Annotated in this window: 15 protein-coding genes; 9 read left to right on the forward strand and 6 right to left on the reverse strand. The window is 67.4% G+C overall.

From position 1 onward, the window contains the following. Positions 1-30 precede the first annotated feature (30 nt). A complete protein-coding gene (locus AC13GA_RS08885) occupies positions 31-915 on the forward strand; it encodes a hypothetical protein (protein WP_136638107.1) in 885 nt (294 codons plus the stop codon). Between the two features lie 106 nt (positions 916-1,021). On the opposite strand, the gene AC13GA_RS08890 is transcribed toward AC13GA_RS08885, so the two are convergent. Beyond that, the gene (locus AC13GA_RS08890) at positions 1,022-1,318 is read right to left on the reverse strand and encodes a hypothetical protein (protein WP_046986524.1); all 297 of its coding nucleotides are present in this window, start codon (positions 1,316-1,318) and stop codon (positions 1,022-1,024) included. Positions 1,319-1,489: 171 nt separating this feature from the next. Between AC13GA_RS08890 and AC13GA_RS08895 the strand changes: the two genes are divergently transcribed. Together AC13GA_RS08895 and AC13GA_RS08900 are read left to right on the forward strand one after the other, a co-directional pair. Next, positions 1,490-2,149, forward strand: coding sequence for a decarboxylase (locus AC13GA_RS08895; protein WP_482997906.1), 660 nt, complete (start codon positions 1,490-1,492; stop codon positions 2,147-2,149). Positions 2,150-2,217: 68 nt separating this feature from the next. Further along, on the forward strand, positions 2,218-2,997 hold the full coding sequence (locus AC13GA_RS08900) for a CDP-diacylglycerol diphosphatase (protein WP_253079064.1): 780 nt from the start codon (positions 2,218-2,220) through the stop codon (positions 2,995-2,997). Here AC13GA_RS08900 and AC13GA_RS08905 read toward each other — a convergent pair. Then, positions 2,994-3,593 (reverse strand): GNAT family N-acetyltransferase, encoded by a 600-nt coding sequence (locus AC13GA_RS08905; protein ID WP_253079063.1) that lies wholly within the window; start codon positions 3,591-3,593, stop codon positions 2,994-2,996. The genes AC13GA_RS08900 and AC13GA_RS08905 overlap by 4 nt on opposite strands. Before the next feature lie 219 nt (positions 3,594-3,812). On the opposite strand from AC13GA_RS08905, the gene AC13GA_RS08910 reads away from it, so the two are divergent. Then, entirely contained in the window at positions 3,813-6,539 is a 2,727-nt protein-coding gene (locus AC13GA_RS08910; RefSeq protein WP_482997907.1) for a TonB-dependent receptor plug domain-containing protein, read from the forward strand. 110 nt (positions 6,540-6,649) lie between these two features. Beyond that, positions 6,650-7,084, forward strand: coding sequence for a hypothetical protein (locus AC13GA_RS08915; protein WP_482997908.1), 435 nt, complete (start codon positions 6,650-6,652; stop codon positions 7,082-7,084). Positions 7,085-7,305: 221 nt separating this feature from the next. Here the strand turns inward: AC13GA_RS08915 and AC13GA_RS08920 are convergent, their stop codons facing one another. Next, on the reverse strand, positions 7,306-7,947 hold the full coding sequence (locus AC13GA_RS08920; protein ID WP_253079060.1) for a hypothetical protein: 642 nt from the start codon (positions 7,945-7,947) through the stop codon (positions 7,306-7,308). A gap of 183 nt (positions 7,948-8,130) precedes the next feature. On the opposite strand from AC13GA_RS08920, the gene AC13GA_RS08925 reads away from it, so the two are divergent. After that, a complete protein-coding gene (locus AC13GA_RS08925) occupies positions 8,131-9,291 on the forward strand; it encodes an amidohydrolase family protein (protein WP_136638101.1) in 1,161 nt (386 codons plus the stop codon). Positions 9,292-9,340: 49 nt separating this feature from the next. On the opposite strand, the gene AC13GA_RS08930 is transcribed toward AC13GA_RS08925, so the two are convergent. Together AC13GA_RS08930 and AC13GA_RS08935 are read right to left on the reverse strand one after the other, a co-directional pair. Next, positions 9,341-9,778: a DUF3806 domain-containing protein gene (locus AC13GA_RS08930; protein ID WP_136638100.1), complete on the reverse strand. Its 438-nt coding sequence runs from the start codon at positions 9,776-9,778 to the stop codon at positions 9,341-9,343. A gap of 166 nt (positions 9,779-9,944) precedes the next feature. Next, on the reverse strand, positions 9,945-10,826 hold the full coding sequence (locus AC13GA_RS08935) for a LysR substrate-binding domain-containing protein (protein WP_100434859.1): 882 nt from the start codon (positions 10,824-10,826) through the stop codon (positions 9,945-9,947). A gap of 121 nt (positions 10,827-10,947) precedes the next feature. Here AC13GA_RS08935 and AC13GA_RS08940 point away from each other — a divergent pair, with 121 nt between their 5' ends. Then, positions 10,948-11,646: an ankyrin repeat domain-containing protein gene (locus AC13GA_RS08940; protein WP_482997909.1), complete on the forward strand. Its 699-nt coding sequence runs from the start codon at positions 10,948-10,950 to the stop codon at positions 11,644-11,646. 52 nt (positions 11,647-11,698) lie between these two features. Further along, on the forward strand, positions 11,699-13,156 hold the full coding sequence (locus AC13GA_RS08945) for an amidohydrolase family protein (protein ID WP_049445916.1): 1,458 nt from the start codon (positions 11,699-11,701) through the stop codon (positions 13,154-13,156). 87 nt (positions 13,157-13,243) lie between these two features. Here AC13GA_RS08945 and AC13GA_RS08950 read toward each other — a convergent pair whose 3' ends face one another. After that, positions 13,244-14,173, reverse strand: a complete 930-nt coding sequence (locus AC13GA_RS08950) for a LysR family transcriptional regulator (RefSeq protein WP_049445876.1) — start codon at positions 14,171-14,173, stop codon at positions 13,244-13,246. 93 nt (positions 14,174-14,266) lie between these two features. Between AC13GA_RS08950 and AC13GA_RS08955 the strand changes: the two genes are divergently transcribed. Beyond that, positions 14,267-15,460: an MFS transporter gene (locus AC13GA_RS08955; RefSeq protein WP_088480985.1), complete on the forward strand. Its 1,194-nt coding sequence runs from the start codon at positions 14,267-14,269 to the stop codon at positions 15,458-15,460. The last annotated feature ends 537 nt before the right edge of the window (positions 15,461-15,997 follow it).

A 15,997-nucleotide genomic window follows, 5' to 3' on the forward strand; every position in this document is an offset into this window, starting at 1 on the left:
ATCTGGATTCCACGAGCAGGAATATCCTCCATGCCCACCATCGTTGCCCGCGCGACCCTGTGCGCCACACTGCTGGCTACTCCCGCGCTGGCGTTGGCGCAGGGCTCGATCCTGCCGCATCAGCGCGATGCCGTCGGCAATGTGATGGAGCCGCTGGGGCAGGTGCTGATCGCCAATGAGAAGGGACCGGCGGGGCTCTATGACTGCACGCGGGACGGCAGCTGGTGCGTGCGTGTGCAGCCGGTTGCCGAGGATGGTGATCGGCCGGCTGCGCTGGAAGTGCTTGAGAAGGTGCCGGGCCAGGGCACGCCGCACACCTACCACGTCAGCATCGACGTGCCGCAGGAAAGTGATCTGAAGCTGTGGCCGTGGATCGTGCGACTGGCTCCGGGTGTTGGCAGCGACGCGTCGGTGACCGACCCGCAGCAGCGCGACCGCCAGAACGTGCTGGTGGGCGGCATCGTCTCGTTCAGCAGCATGTATTCCGGCGGCGGTGCCGATGCATCTACGTTGCAGTTGGCACGCGTGCGCCACCTGCAGGACGACATCCAGGTGGACGACGACGTGCTGACCGTGCCATGGCTGGGCAACGCGATGATCCGCGCCTGTTTCAGCGAGCAGGACATCAAGCAGCGCGCAGGTGCCTGCCACGACGAATACGGCTTCTCGGCGAAGCTGGCGCTGGACACGGCTGCCGAGGGCATGCCGGTGCTGCGCTACCAGACCGTGGCGACACGGTTTCCTGCCGGTGTCTCACGCTTCGAGGATTCGCTGGCGAAGGGGCCGCTGAAGAAGAAGGATCTGCGCACCGAGCAGGATCCGGCGTGCAGCTACACGCGGCTGTTCCGCTTCGCGGAGGGGATGTTCCATCCTGACCAGGCGCTGCCGGACTGTGCCGGCTATACCGAACCCTGAACCCTGGACCCTGTAGAACCCAGCCTACGCTCGGCTGGCTTTCCGTGCGGCCTGACCGGAGAGCAGCCGAGCGTGGGCTCGGCTCTACAGAAACCTGCTGAGGCGCTTACTCGCAGCGCGTGGACGTGATGATGTTGTCCTTGTCCACGAACACGCGCAGGCGGTCCGGACGGATGTCCTTGGTGGTGATGGTGCTGGGGCCGATCGGGTTGACCAGACCGGCACCGCTCTCGCTGGACAGGCGGCGGATGTTGGGCTCATTGGCCGGTTGGCCGATCGCCCAGCCGAGCTGGCTGGCGTCGCAGCGGCCGCTGCCCTTGACTTCCGGGCCAGGCGTGCTGACACAGGCCGACAGCAGCAGGGCGGAGGCCGGCAGCAACAGGGACAGACGGAATGCAGACATGCGAGCGCTCCTGCGCAGGGGATGATGGCGGGAACGATAGCACCCGGCGTGCGAAAGACGTCAGCGTCCCGGTCATTGCCGGCACAGCGCGGCCATTGCATAGTGGGAGGGATGGCTGGCAGAACGCCGGCGGGCAGGCCGGGCCGTTCCGGTGCAGGTGCTGGACACGGTATGACGGCAGGCAGTTTCCGCGACAAGGGCAGAACGATGACGGCACTGGCGCTGTCCGTGCTGGGCGCAGCGCTTGCCGCCTCCGCCGCCGAACCGGTGCCAGAGGCGGCGGCCGAAGCACCGATGTTTGGTGCCTGGCGCAATCTGCAGACCGAATCCGGCTACGCGCCGGCCCAGCGCAACCTCGCCTTCGCCATGCTGCCGCAGGCCGCGACCCGCGGCGACCGTTTCGCCATCCTCGACCGCGAAGGCAGGCGCACAGTGTGCTGCCTGCAGGTGGCCAGTCCGTCGCTGGGCGTGGCCGCGCTGCGTGAGCAGTACCACCTGCCGCAGGCCTGGGTGACCGACCTGAGCAATGGTCGCAGCCCTGCACGGCCCTATGTGCCGCACGTCTATGCAATGCAGCGGGTGGACGAACTGGTCGACTACAGCTTTGCCGATGTGCCCGGTGCCTACAGCGACCTGGGCGGATTGTTGACCCCCGAAGGCGCCGCGCTGGAAGCCGATGGCAGCGCCGTGCGCCTGGGTGACAGCCGCTACCCGCTGCAGTTCCAGCGCCAGCCGCACGCCGATGACGATGGCGCGCTGGACCGCTATACCCTGCAGGCGGGCGAGGGCGCGGCCCCGTTCGTGGTTGAAGTGCCGTTCGGCACCTACTGATTGCAGCACTGCACTGGCTAGAATGCAGCGCGGCGCCATCTGCCGCGCCTGTTTCGTGAGCCGTTGCCGTGTCCCTGCGTCCCTTGCTGCTGCCGTCCCTGCTGCTGTTGTCCGCCTGTGCCAGTGCGCCTCCGCCGCCACCGGCCCACTCCGATGCGCTGTGGCGGTTGATCGAGCGTGACTGTCGTGGCACCGAAGGGCCGCGTGGCGACTGCCTGCGGGTGGAAACGGCGGCGGACCGCCGCGATGTGCTGGTCAAGGACGCGCACGGCGACTATCAGTTCCTGCTGATGCCGCTGGACAAGGTCAGCGGTATCGAAAGCCGCAGCCTGTACCAGCGCGGCGCACCCAACTACTTCGGCGCGGCCTGGCTGGCCCGCACCCACACCGAACGGGCGCTGGGCCAACCGCTGCCACGCAACGTTGCCAGCCTGGCGTTGAATTCACCGCATGGCCGCTCGCAGCATCAGCTGCATATCCATGTGGACTGCCTGCGTGCCGATGTACTGCAGGCACTGGATGCCCACGCCGGCGCGATGGGCAGCCGGTGGGCACCGCTGCCGGTGCCGCTGCGTGGCCATCAATACCAGGCACGCCTGCTGCCGGGTGCGGAACTGACCGCCAATCCGCTCAATCTGCTGGCCTACGACCTCGCAGGCGTGGACGACGTGGGCCAGTGGAGCCTGGTCGTGGTGGGCCGGGACGCAGTGCAGGGCGGCCCGGGCTTCATCCTGCTGGCCACCCGCGTGGACGCCGGCACCGGCAACGAGGCCAGCGGCGAAGAGTTGCAGGACCATGCCTGCTCGGTGCTGACCGGTGCCGGCAACGCGCTGGAGCGGGTGCGCTAGTCCAGCACCCTGTGCTGGCTCCGCCACATTGGCGCGGTCAGTGCCAGCAGCTGACGGTCCTGCCAGCCTTCCATATCCAGATGATGGTCGCGCAGCAGGCCTTCCTGCTCGAAGCCGAAGGCCCGCAGCGCGGTGGCGAACGGATCACTGCAGTCCGGTGGCAGCATCACGAACAGGCGATGCAGGCCGACGTCCTCGAACAGGAAAGGACACAGCGCCTGCAGTGCCGCGTCGGCATGCGGGTGCCAATGCTGCAGCGACAGCAGCTCGGCGCTGCGCGCGTGTAGTGATTGCAGGCGGACGTGCAGCTGGTCCAGCACGTTGCCGTGGTCGTCATCGAACACCCCCAGCAGCAGCTGGTCGTTGTCCTGTTCCAGGCGTGAGCGATGCATGTGGGCGAGGAAGCGCGCTTCCTCATCGATGACGGACGGATCGCGGCGGCCGCGCCGCCGGCGGTCATCGAACAGGCGCCAGCGTGGCAGATCGGTGCGTTGGAACGGGCGCAGGGTGACCGGGGCCACCTGCAGTTGCAGCAGATGGCGGCGCAGCACCGGGCGCAGCGGGGGGAGGGGGAAGGTCGGGTACGGGGTCATCATCCCAGCAACGATGGCCGTGCCTGCAGCCCTGCACCATTCAAAACATTGCAAAAGTGTGGTGGATGGCACTGCGGGTCTGATTCGGTTCAGGCATAAGGCCATCAGGCCTGGTCATTTCCGTTGAAACCGCCCATTCAGGACACTTTCGTTACGGGATCGTTATGCGCCGTACAGGCCGCTGCCCCCGTACCACCACCCGCCCAACTCCCCAGGAAGCCCATGTCCGCCTCCCACAAGGCGCTGCGCCCGCGTCCGCTGGTGCTCGCACTGTCGTCCCTGATGATGGTCTCGCTGCCGGCCTTCGCGCAGGAAAGCGCACCCACCACACTGCAGGAAGTGAAGGTCACCGGCTCGCGCATTCCGCGCGCCAGCGTCGAGGGCCCGTCGCCGGTGACGGTGATCAGCCGCGAGCAGATCGATGCGCAGGGCTACCGCAATGCCTTCGATGCGTTGAGCGCGCTGACCGAAAACACCGGTAACGTGCAGGGCGAGGACTTCGGCAATACGTTCACGCCGGCCGCCAACACCATCAACCTGCGCGGGCTGGGCCCGAACCGCACGCTGGTGCTGGTCAACGGCCGCCGCCAGGCCGACTACCCGCTGGCCTACGAAGGGTCGGTGAACGTGGTCAACCTGGCCAACATTCCCAGCGCGCTGATCGAGCGTATCGAGGTGCTGGCCGCTGGCGCATCGGCGATATACGGCTCCGACGCCATCGCCGGCGTGGTCAACATCATCCTCAAGGACCGCTTCCAGGGCGTGGACGTGAACGTGCGCGCCGGTGGCACCGAGCAGGGCGGTGGCGACAACCAGCGTGCGCAGGTGGTCGGCGGCAGTTCCGGCGAGCGTTGGGATGCGCTGTTCGGCTTCGAGTTCGATGTGCGCAAGGCGATCCACGCGCGCCAGCGCGACTTCATGGATTCGCTGGACGATGATCCGGCTGGCAAGGCACCGCAGGCGACCGCGATCGCCTATCGCCGCAATGCCGCCACCGGCCGCAACATCGACCCCGGCGTCAATGGCTGCGATGGGGCGTCGGGGATCTACGGTGGCAGCGTGTTCCGTGCCAACAACCCGAGGCAGGGTTGGTACTGCGGCAGCAACGAGGCCGCCGCCAGCTACTGGACCGTGCAGACCCAGAAGCGCAACCTCAACGGTTATGGCCTGCTGACCTTCCACGTCAACGAGACCACCGATCTGTTTGCCGATCTGGCCGTAGGCAGTGCACGGATCTACAACAACACCCGCGCGCCCACCTGGACCTCGGCGCGTAATTACTTCTACAACCAGTCCACCGGCAACCTGGAGAGCTGGTACCGCCGGTTCGCGCCGGAAGAAATCGGTGGCCTGCCGCGCAACGCGAACCGCTTCCTGGAAAACTCATGGTCGTTCAACGTCGGCGCGCGTGGCCAGATCGGCGACAGTGGCTGGGACTATGAGGCGGTCTACAGCCGCTCGCGTTACGAGAACCGCACCCGCCGCCCGGTACTGCTGGCTGGCATCAACGAGTACCTGCTCGGCCCGAAGCTGGGCGTGCGCAATGGCGTGGAGGTCTATGCGCCCGACCCGGCGCGCCTGTTCCAGCCGTTGACCCCGAACGAATACGAGGGTCTGTCGGGCTACCAGGAAAGCCGCAATGCGGCGTGGCTGCAGACCTTCAGTGCCAGTGTCAACGGGCGCCTGTTCGCGCTGCCCGGTGGCGACGCTGCATTGGCGGCGGTGGTTGAAGCCGGCAGCCAGGGCTACCGCAATCGCCCGGACCCGCGCCTGGGCACCGGCGAGTTCTGGAACACCAGCGCCGGCATCGGTGCCGGTGGCGAGCGTGACCGCTATGCGGCCGGCGTGGAACTGCAGCTGCCGTTGCTGCAGTCGCTGACCACCACCCTGGCCGGTCGCTATGACCAGTACCGCGCCGGTGGCGAGCACATCGGCAAGGCGACCTGGAGTTTCGGCGTCGAGTTCCGGCCGATCGAGAGCCTGCTGATTCGTGGCACGGCGGCGACCAGCTTCCGTGCGCCGGACATGAACTACGTGTTCGCCACCGAGACCCGTGGCTACAACCCGGGCATGACTGACTACTGGCGCTGCCGCACGGCGGGCCAGTCGTACGACAATTGCGACTACAACGGCCTGTCGATCGACTACAGCAACCGTGCCAACGCACAGCTGCAGCCGGAGTCTGCGAAGTCGTATGGTTTCGGCGTGGTCTGGTCGCCGCTGGCCGGGCTGGATTTCAGCGCGGACTACTACGACATCCGCATCGACAACGAAGTGACCAGCCTCGATACCAGCCGCATCCTGCGTGATGAAGCCGATTGCCGGCTCGGCCGCACGCTGGGCGGTGAAGCGCGCGACATCGGTTCGCCGTTGTGCCAGGACGCGCTGTCGCGGGTGATCCGCAACCCGTCCAATGCAACCGTGCAACCGGACCAGGTGACACGTGTGCTGATCAATCCGATCAATGCGGCCTCTGAATCGGTGCGTGGCCTGGACTTGAAGGGCAACTGGCGCTTCGATGCCGGCCGCTACGGCCGCTTCACCACGCGCCTGGCCTACACCGTGGTGCTGGAGCACACGTACCGGCAGTTCTCCGACGATCCGGAGCGTGACATCCGCAATTCGCTGGATGACTACCAGTGGCGCAGCAAGGCCAACGGCAGCATCACCTGGAACCAGGGTGACTGGACCACCACGCTGTATGGCAACCGCTTCGGTTCGCTGCCGAAGACCGATGGCAGTGGCCGCATCGCGCCGTACATGACCTACAACGCCAGCGTGTTCCGCCAGTTCGGCGAGAACCTGTCGGTGGGCGTGATCGTCAACAACCTGCGTGACAGCCGCCCGCCGGCGGACAAGAACGGAGGCGGCTGGCCGTTCTACCCGGTCGGCAACTACGACCCGTACGGCCGCCAGTACTGGGTGCAGCTGGACTACCGGTTCCGCTGATCCGACGGATGAACGAAAGGCCCGGCACTGCCGGGCTTTTCTTTGTGCAGTGCACCCGTGTTGCCGCTGCGCGCGTGGCATGCTGTGGCGCTACATGGAGGGCGATGCGCATGGATGTCAGGGTGTGGAGCGTGATTGCAGTGGTGGCTATTGCGGGTTGCAGTGGCAGGCAGGCGTCCAGCGTGGAGGAAGCCGCGGAGGTGGCCAATGCCGCGCCTGCGCAGTCTCACGCGCAACCAGCGGAGCATGCTGGGCCATCGCGCGCGGCAACGGCATCGAGTGCCACGACGGCTGCCCCTGGGCTCGCGCAACCGGAGGGGCACTTCCTCGAGGGCGAGCGCATGCTGCTGAGCGAGGGGGCCGTGTCCGTGCAGAAGAGCGAGGCGCTGCTGGGTTCCGACAAGGCTTTCGCGCAGGCGATCAGCCAGTTCGAGCGGGATGCCGCCGGCCACCCGGAAGTGCAGGACCTGACCCGGCTGTACAGGACGGCCGCGACCCGGCTCATCGGCAGCGACGGCTCGCTGGTGTCGTTCGCCTGTGGCTAAAGCCTGTGTGTCGGCGAGATCCGAAGCCGTACCGATGAGGATTTCAGTGCCTGGTCCGAGGCGATCGGCATGGACAAGGCGGCCCCGGTCTACAGTCTGACCACCGCGCCGATGACACGGGGCAGGGAGCAGCGTGGTGGGCGCTTCGTGTTCTCGGTGGATCCGGCTGCCAACGGCATCACGGGCCCGTAGCGTCGGCGGATGCCCGGCGCCACGGCGCGTTACGGAAGCGCCTGCTGCAGGTACGACTCGATGACGTAGCTGAAAGGCTGCTGCTGGCGGTCGCGCAGCAGGGCACGCACTTCCAGGATCACGCCGTGATCGCCTTCGCCCCGCGGCGGCCAGAAAGTCTGGTCAGCCAAGGTCTGGCGCTGGAAGCCGAGCGGGCCGACCACGCGACCGAACGGTTCGTCGGTGCTGTCCAGCACCTGGTTCATGGCCGGGCTGAGATGCTCCGGTAGATACCAGTTGTCGGCCTCGGACAGCACGCGGCTGCCGCAGACCAGCTGCACGCGGCGATAGCGCAGGTCGGTACCCGGCTTCACGCCCAGCGCCTGCAGCACGTCTGCGGGGGCAGGCTTGTCCTGGCCGTGCACGCGCACCGCGCGGACCCGGGCTTGTTCGGCCAGCCCATGTTCGGCGCACCAGTGTTCCAGCGTGGCGGTGGCGCTCTGCCCGGACAGCACGCGCTGGTGCAGGCGCTCGACCAGTGCAGCCGGGGCGATCCGCTGCTGGCCCGGCGGCGAATGCAACGGCGCGGCAGCCGCAGCATCGGTGGCGGACAGGCTGGCGATCGGGGCGGCGGCAAGCAGGGACGCGGCCTGCCAGCGGCGGAGACGATCGTGGCGGTCGGACGGGCCCATGCGGCATCACAGCGGAAACAGGCGCCCATGTTACCCGTTCAGGGGTGTGCACGGCGTGGCTGCGACCGGTTGTCGCAGGGGGAATCATCGTTCTGGTGAATGCGTGCCATCCAGATATTTCGTTGGCCGATGGCTGTGTCGAGGCGCACGATGGCGCCAGTCTTGCCTTTCCGGGAGTTCCCGATGACCCTGCAGTTCATCCACGGCGGCGTCGACCGCAACGGTGCATCGCTGCACTTCCATATCCGTGATGGCCGTATCAGCGGGCTCAATGGCGATGCCAGGCCCGACGATGGGGCGGAATGCGTCGATCTGAAGGGCTTCGCGGTGCTGCCCGGGCTGGTCGACGGCCACATCCACCTGGACAAAAGCTTCGTCGGCGACCGTTGGCACCCGCATCAGCCGGTGAACAGCCTGCGTGAGCGGCTGGCGGTGGAAAAGGCGGCAGTGGCAGGTGCGGCGCCGATGGTCGATCGCGCGGAGGCGCTGATCCGCCAGTGCAGCGGCTTCGGCACAGTGGCGATGCGCTGTCATGTCGATATCGATGGCAGCACCGGCCTGGGCCACCTGGAAGCGGTGCGAGAGGCCGCGCTGCGCTGCGCCGACATCATGTGCATCCAGCTGGTGGCGTTCCCGCAGGCGGGCGTGATGTCCTGCGCTGGTACCGCAGCGGTGCTTGAGCAGGCCCTTGCAGCGGGTGTGGACGTGCTGGGCGGCATCGATCCGACCACACTCGATGGCGATGCCGAAGGCCAGCTGGCGCTGCTGTTCGGCCTGGCCGAGCGCTACGGCGTGCAACTGGACATCCATCTGCATGAGCCCGGCGAAACCGGCCTGGCTCAGCTGCTGCGCATCGCTGCGCGGACCCGGGCCGCTGGCTTGCAGGGGCGTGTTGCGGTCAGCCATGCCTATTCGCTGGGTGAAGTGCCGCTGGCGCGCGCGCTGCAGGTGGGCGAAGCATTGGCCACGGCCGGCGTAGCGATCATGAGCAACGCGCCGGGTGATCATCCGTTCCCGCCGCTGCGCGCGCTGCATGACGCCGGCGTGCGCGTGTTCGCCGGCAACGACAACATTCGTGACTGCTGGTGGCCGTATGGCAATGGCGACCTGCTGCAACGCGCGATGCTGCTGGGCTATCGCTCCGGCTTCCATACCGATGCCGACCTGATGCTGGCGCTGGACATGGTCACCAGCCAGGCCGCGCAGGTGATCGGGCTGCCGCAGTACGGTCTTGCGGAAGGGCATCCGGCCACTTTCGTGGCGGTGCGTGCCGACCACGGCCCGGCCGCCGTGGCCGGGGTGCCGGTGGAGCGCCGCGTGGTGGTCGACGGCCGCTGGCTGTAGATCCACGCCGCGCGAGCCCTTGTAGCGCCGAGCCATGCTCGGCAGTTTTTCAGACGTAATCGTCGGCGCGGGTGGCGACGAATTCCTCAAGCCACACCAGCAGATGGGCGATGTCGATGATCTCGCCCTGCTCGACGCGCTTGAGCAGCAGCGTGCTGGCGCCGATCTGCAGGCTGCTGTCGGCATAGCGCAGCACCGCGTCGATGCCCCACGCATCGGTGACCTGCATCCAGGCCAGGCCCGGCACGCGCTGTGCCAGGGTGTCACCGAACGCCACGCCCAGCGCTTCCCAGCCATCGCAGTCATCACGGTCGATCAGCTCGGCATCGACCACGCGCTGCAGCGTGGCGGCCGGCAGCGGCCATTGCACCGGCAGGGTGGGAAAGCCGGCGGCCACGCGCGCGGCGATCAGCGAGCGCTGGTGCTGCAGATGCGTCTGCAGTGCAGCGGGCAGGGGATCGAAGCGGGTGGGGATTTCGTCGGACATGGCAGAGCGCCGTGGGGCACGGAAACAGCGGTACTGTAACGGGAGGCCAATTGCCTTTGAGCGCTGGAATTGATCAGATTTCGATGATCAATGCGCGAGATCCACGCCGGACAATGTGGCTGTCGAGGTTGCCGGCCAGCGGCCGGCACTACCTCAGGTGCGGTGATCAATCCGGTTCGCGTTGCACCTGCCGCCACAGTTCGCTGGCCAGCGCGCGCACAGCATCATCTGCGTCGGCACGATGCAGCAGGCCGATCTCGTAATTGTCGATTACCGGCAGCTCGCGTTCGCCATCGATGATGCGGTGATCGCGGGTGACCGCGCGGCGTGGCAGCAGGCTGATGCCGATGCCGTCGGCCACCGCACCCTGGATGCCGCTGAGCGAGGAACTGGTGAAGGCGATGCGCCAGCGCAGGCCCAGCGCCTCCACGGCGTGGATCATCTCGTCGCGGTACAGCCCGCGCGGCGGGAAGGTCACCAGCGGCAGTGGGTCCTGCAGCAGGCAGCTGCTGCGCAGGCTGTCGATCCAGTGCATCGGCTCGCGTCGGCAGTGCACTGCCTGGCGGGTGTTGCGGCGTTGCTTGACCAGCACCAGGTCCAGTTCGCCGTGGTCGAAGCCGTGGGCCAGGTCGCGGCTGAGGCCGCTGCTGATCTCCAGTTTCACCTGTGGGTGGCGGCGGCTGAAGGCGGCCAGCATGCGCGTGGTCTGTGCGTTGACGAAGTCCTCGGGGACACCGATGCGCACCGCGGTTTCCACGGTAGCGCCGGCCAGCGCCTGTGCCATTTCTTCGTTCAGGTCGAGCATGCGCCGCGCGTAGCCAAGCAGGGTGTGACCGGCGTCGGTGGGGTGCACGTCGCGGTGGCCACGTTCGAGCAGGCGATGCCCGGCCAGTTCCTCCAGCCGGCGCACCTTCTGGCTGACCGTGGACTGCGTCGAATGCAGGCGTGTGGCCGCCGTGGTAAAGCTGCCGCAGTCGGCCACCATCACCAGCGCCCGCAGCAGGTCCAGTTCGAACAGCGTTCTATTCGATTTGGCACTGTCTTGCATTTGAACATTTCACTTCTGGATGCACGTGGCGACTTCTACCATGCAGGGGAGGGGGCAGCAAGCACCGCGCCCCGGTTGTACCGGCATCGCCCGCTGGGCTCGCCGCACAGGAGAACCGAAGATGCGAATCCATCGTTGCCATCGCTGGCCTGCTCCGGTGGGTCGCCTGTTGCTGCTGTGCCTGCTGGCGATGGTCATTCCAGCCTGTTCTGCCACCGTGGGCTCGGCCGATGCCCGCCTGCGCGATGCCGCCGCCCGCGGTGATGCCGAGGCAGTGCGTGGGGCGCTGGAAGACGGTGCCGATCTGGAGGCGCGTGATGACCAGGGCCGTACCCCGCTGCTGCTTGCCACGCATGGCAACAATGTAGACGCCGCGCGTGAACTGATCGAAGCCGGCGCCGACGTCAATGCCAAGGACGCCATGCAGGACAGCGCCTACCTGTACGCCGGCGCGCGTGGACTGGATGAGATCCTGGCGATGACCCTGGCGCATGGCGCCGATCTGGGCAGCACCAACCGCTATGGCGGCACCGCACTGATTCCTGCCGCCGAGCGCGGCCACGTGGCAACGGTGCGCACGCTGCTGCGCGCCGGTGTTGCGGTGGATCATGTCAACCGCCTGCACTGGACCGCGCTGCTGGAAGCGATCCTGCTAGGCGACGGTGGCGCGCGCCACGTGCAGATCGTGCAGCTGTTGCTGGATGCCGGCGCCGACCCCGAGCTGGCCGACGGCGACGGTGTGACGCCGCTGGCGCACGCGCGCAAGCGCGGCTACACCGAAATCGAGACCCTGCTGCGCCAGCATGGCGCGGCACGCTGAAGACCGTTCCCTTCCACTCCGCACGCTGCGCGTGCCCACCAGGATGCTGTCCATGTTCCGTTCCCGTCCGTTATCGCTTGCCATCCTCCTTGCGGTAGCACCTCTGTCGGCGTCTGCCGCCGAGCGCGCCGACCTGCTGATCCGCAATGCCACCGTGGTCGATGTCGAGCACGCCAGCACCCTGGCCGGGCAGAGCGTGGTGATCCGTGGCGAGGACATCGTCGCCGTCGGCCCGGACGCGCGGCTGCGCAGCCAGTGGAGCGCGGCCCGCCAGATCGATGCCGAGGGCAAGTACCTGATCCCGGGCCTGTGGGACATGCACGTGCACTTCGGTGGTGGCCCGGCGCTGATTGAAGAGAACAAGGCACTGCTGCCGCTGTACATCGCGCACGGCATCACCACCGTGCGCGACTGTTCCGGCGATCTGCCCGAGCAGGTGCTGCAGTGGCGTGGCGAAATCGCCAAGGGCACGCTGTTCGGCCCACGCCTGCTCAGTTCGGGCGCGAAGATCGAAGGCATCAAGCCGGTCTGGAAGGGCACGATCGAAGTGGGCAGCGAGGCCGACGCCGACAAGGCGATCGCCCGCCTGCAGCACGACAAGGTCGATTTCGTGAAGATCACCGACAGCACGCTGAAGCCGGAGCTGTTCCTGTACTCGGCCAGTGCTGCGCGCAAGGCCGGCTTCAAGGCCTCGGGTCACATTCCGATGGCGCTGACCGTGGAGCAGGCGGTCGATGCCGGCCTGGCTTCGATCGAGCATCTGGACTACGCATTCAAGGCCGGCAGCAAGGACGAAGCGAAGATCGCCGCCGACTTCGGTGCCGGCCGCATCGATCGCGCCGAAGCCAACCGCCGCCTCGACGCCAGCTTCGACCGTGACACTGCGATGCATGCCTACCGCGATTTCGCCAAGCGTGGCGTATTCGTGACCCCGACCCTCAACGGTGGCCGCATCCTCGACTTCCTTGATCAGGATGACCACGCCACAGATCCGTACCTGGCCTACATCGGCCCTGGCCTGCGCGCGACCTACCAGTGGCGCGTGGACCGCGCGGCGAAGGCCACGCCGGCGCAGATCGAAGCGCGCCACGCGCAGTACCACCAGGTGGCCGCAGTGCTGCCGATGCTGCAGGAGGCCGGCGTGACGATCATCGCCGGCACTGATGCAGGCTTCCTCAACTCGTTCAACTTCCCGGGCATCGCCCTGCACCAGGAGCTGCAGCTGTTCGTGAAGGAGGGCCTGAGCGCACCGCAGGCGCTGTCGGCCGCAACCCGTTCCGGCCCGGCCTGGTTCGGCCAGATGGACCGTTACGGTGGTGTTGCACAGGGCAAGGCGGCCGATCTGGTGCTGCTGACCGCCAACCCGCTGCATGACATTGCCGCCACCGAAAAGATCGACAGCGTGATCCTGCGTGGCAACGTGTATGACCGCGCCGCGCTGGACAAGATGCTGGCTGACACCAAGGCCAAGGTTGCGACGTGGGATGCCGAGGCGGCCAAAGCCAACTGATTGCGGGGGGAAGGAATCCACGCATCGCGTGGATCTATCCGTACCCTCGGCAGATCCACGCCACGCGTGGGTGATGCGGCCGGTGACCTAGCGTGGTGCCGGCCGCATTCCATGCAATTGCGGCAGCGCTGCCTTCATCGCATCGATGAAGGCGCGCAGCCGTGGCGGCTGCTGGCGCGCGGCGGGAAATACCACGTGTACCGGCAGTGCCGGCGCCTGCCAGTCCGGTAGCAGCTGCACCAGCCGCCCTTGTGCGAGGTCCTCGGCCACCAGCCAGGCCGAGACCACCGCTGCGCCGAGCCCGGCACATGCGGCTTGTTGCACCACGAACAGGTTGTCGCTGAGCAGGCGCGGGCTGATTGAAAGGGTATGCGCGCGCCCCTGCGCGTCATGCAGCAGCAGGCGTTCGCGGTAGTAGGTGACCAGCGAGATCCACGGCAGTGACTGTGCCTGTTCGGGCGTACCGACCGCTGTGGCGTCCACCAGTGAGGGCGCCGCTACGACGATGCGTGGTACCTCGGCGAGCGGCAGTGCGACCATGCGCGGTTCGTCGACGGGGCCCACCCGCACCGCACAGTCAATGCCTTCCGCGATGAAATCCGGGCGTCGATCTTCCAGGATCCACTCCAGGCTCAGCTGCGGGTGCTGGGCGAGGAACGCAAGCATGGTCGGCAGCAGCTGCGCCTGGCCGAATGCGTGCGGCACCATCACCCGCAGGCGTCCGCGCAGCGTTTCTGGTTCGCCGTGGAGTTCGGCCTGCAGCGACTCCCATTCGTCGACCACGCGTTGCGCATGGCGCTGGCAGCGCAGGCCATCCTCGGTCAGCTGCAGGCCGTGAGTGGAACGCTGCAGCAGGCGCAGGCCGAGCTGCCGTTCCAGTGCCTGCAGGCGGCGACTGACCGTCGGCTGGGTGGTGCCCAGCTGCACGGCCGCAGCAGACAGGCTGCCGGCATCGACGATGCGCAGGAAGGTGCGCAGCAGATCCAGGCGATCGGCGCCGGTGGCGAGGTCGTTCATGCGTTTCACGTATGAAGTTTATGTGCAAGAGCCTACTACAGACGCTGGGCGAATACGGGCAGGATACGCCCACTTCCTCCACCGGACTCCCCCATGTCTACCCCCTCGCTGTCCGCCGCCGCCACACCCGCGAGCGCACCCTCCACCCCGCTGGTGCTGGCGATGGCCGCCGGTGCAGGCTTTTCGGTCGCCTCGCTCTACTACAGCCAGCCGATGTTGGGCCTGATTGCCCAGGACCTCGGCGCAGGCGAACGCGCCGCTGGCCTGGTGCCGACCCTGACCCAGCTTGGCTATGCACTGGGCATCCTGCTGTTGGCGCCGTTGGGCGACCGCTTCGACCGCCGCAACCTGATCCTGTTGAAGTCCGCGTTGCTGGCACTGGCACTGGGCGCCGCAGCGATGGCCGGGCACCTGCCGGGCCTGCTGATGGCCAGCCTGCTGGTCGGGCTGATGGCCACGCTGGCACAGGACATCGTGCCGGCCGCTGCGGTGCTGGCGCCGGATGCACAGCGCGGCCAGATCGTCGGCCGGGTAATGACCGGCCTGCTGCTCGGCATCCTGTTGTCGCGCGTGGTCAGTGGCGTGGTGGCTGAAGCATGGGGGTGGCGCACGCAGTTCGTGCTGGCCGCGGTATCGGTGGCGGCGATGGGTGCGGTGATGGCGCGTGCGCTGCCGCGTTTCGCACCGACCAGCACGCTACGCTATCCGGCATTGTTGGGTTCGTTGCTGGCGTTGTGGCGCGAGCAGCCGCAGCTGCGCCGTGCGGTGGCCAGCCAGTCGTTGCTGGCAGTGGGCTTCAGCGCGTTCTGGTCGACCCTGGCGCTGATGCTGCATGCACGTCTGGGCCTGGGCAGTGCGGCGGCGGGTGCGTTCGGTATCGCCGGTGCGGCCGGCGCATTGGCCGCACCGTTCGCCGGCCGCTTCGCTGATCGACTGGGTTGCCATGCAGTGGCGCGGCTGGCGATCGCAGTGGCGCTGCTGGGCTTCGGTCTGCTGCTGGCTGAAGCCTGGTTGCCGGCCGCCGCGCTGCTGCCGCTGCTGGTGGTGAGTGCACTGCTGTTCGACTTCGGTTTCCAGTCGGCACTGGTGGCGCACCAGACCCTGGTCTACGGCCTGGTGCCGCCGGCACGCAGCCGCCTCAATGCGCTGCTGTTCACCGGCATGTTCATCGGCATGGCCGCCGGTGGTGCGCTGGGCAGCCTGGCGCTGGCGCAATGGGGGTGGCACGGCGTCGCCTGGCTGGCGGTGGTGTGTGCGGGCGGCAGCCTGCTGCTGCGATTGAAGTAAGGGTGGTGTTCGGCAGGGCTTGCAGCCCTGCACCTGCTGGGGGCAACAGCAACGGCTACAGCAACGGCGGGGTTCCTGTAGGTGGGCGGGGTGGGTCCGGTTGCGGGGGGCGCCGTGAATCCCGCTCCGCGGTCCGGCCCAGCCGCTGGCGGCTGGGCGTTCGGGCGCTTGCGAAGCAATGCTTCGCAAGCAAAGCGCCCTCACCCATGGAGGCTCGGTCGCGCCATCCATGGCGCTCACGCCTCCGCAACCGGACCCACCCCGCCTTCGACAGGTTCCTGCGGTCTGTTGGAACGGATCTGACCCCTGATTGATTTCGATATCTGACAGAAGTGTCGACCAAGGTCGACACCTACCAACCGCCATCGGAATCTGTCAGAGGTGGGGCGGTGTCGGAGTGCGGGGTGTCAGCCGCATGGATGCGGCTGCCAAGCTTACAGGGACGTACTTGCAGCGTCCCCGCAGTCCGACACCGCCCCGCCATCCCACGGAATCCATGCTGTTGTTGTTGCCGTTGCTGTTGAGGTTGCCGGCCAG

It is taken from the genome of Stenotrophomonas sp. 22DLJC03 (assembly GCF_056861405.1).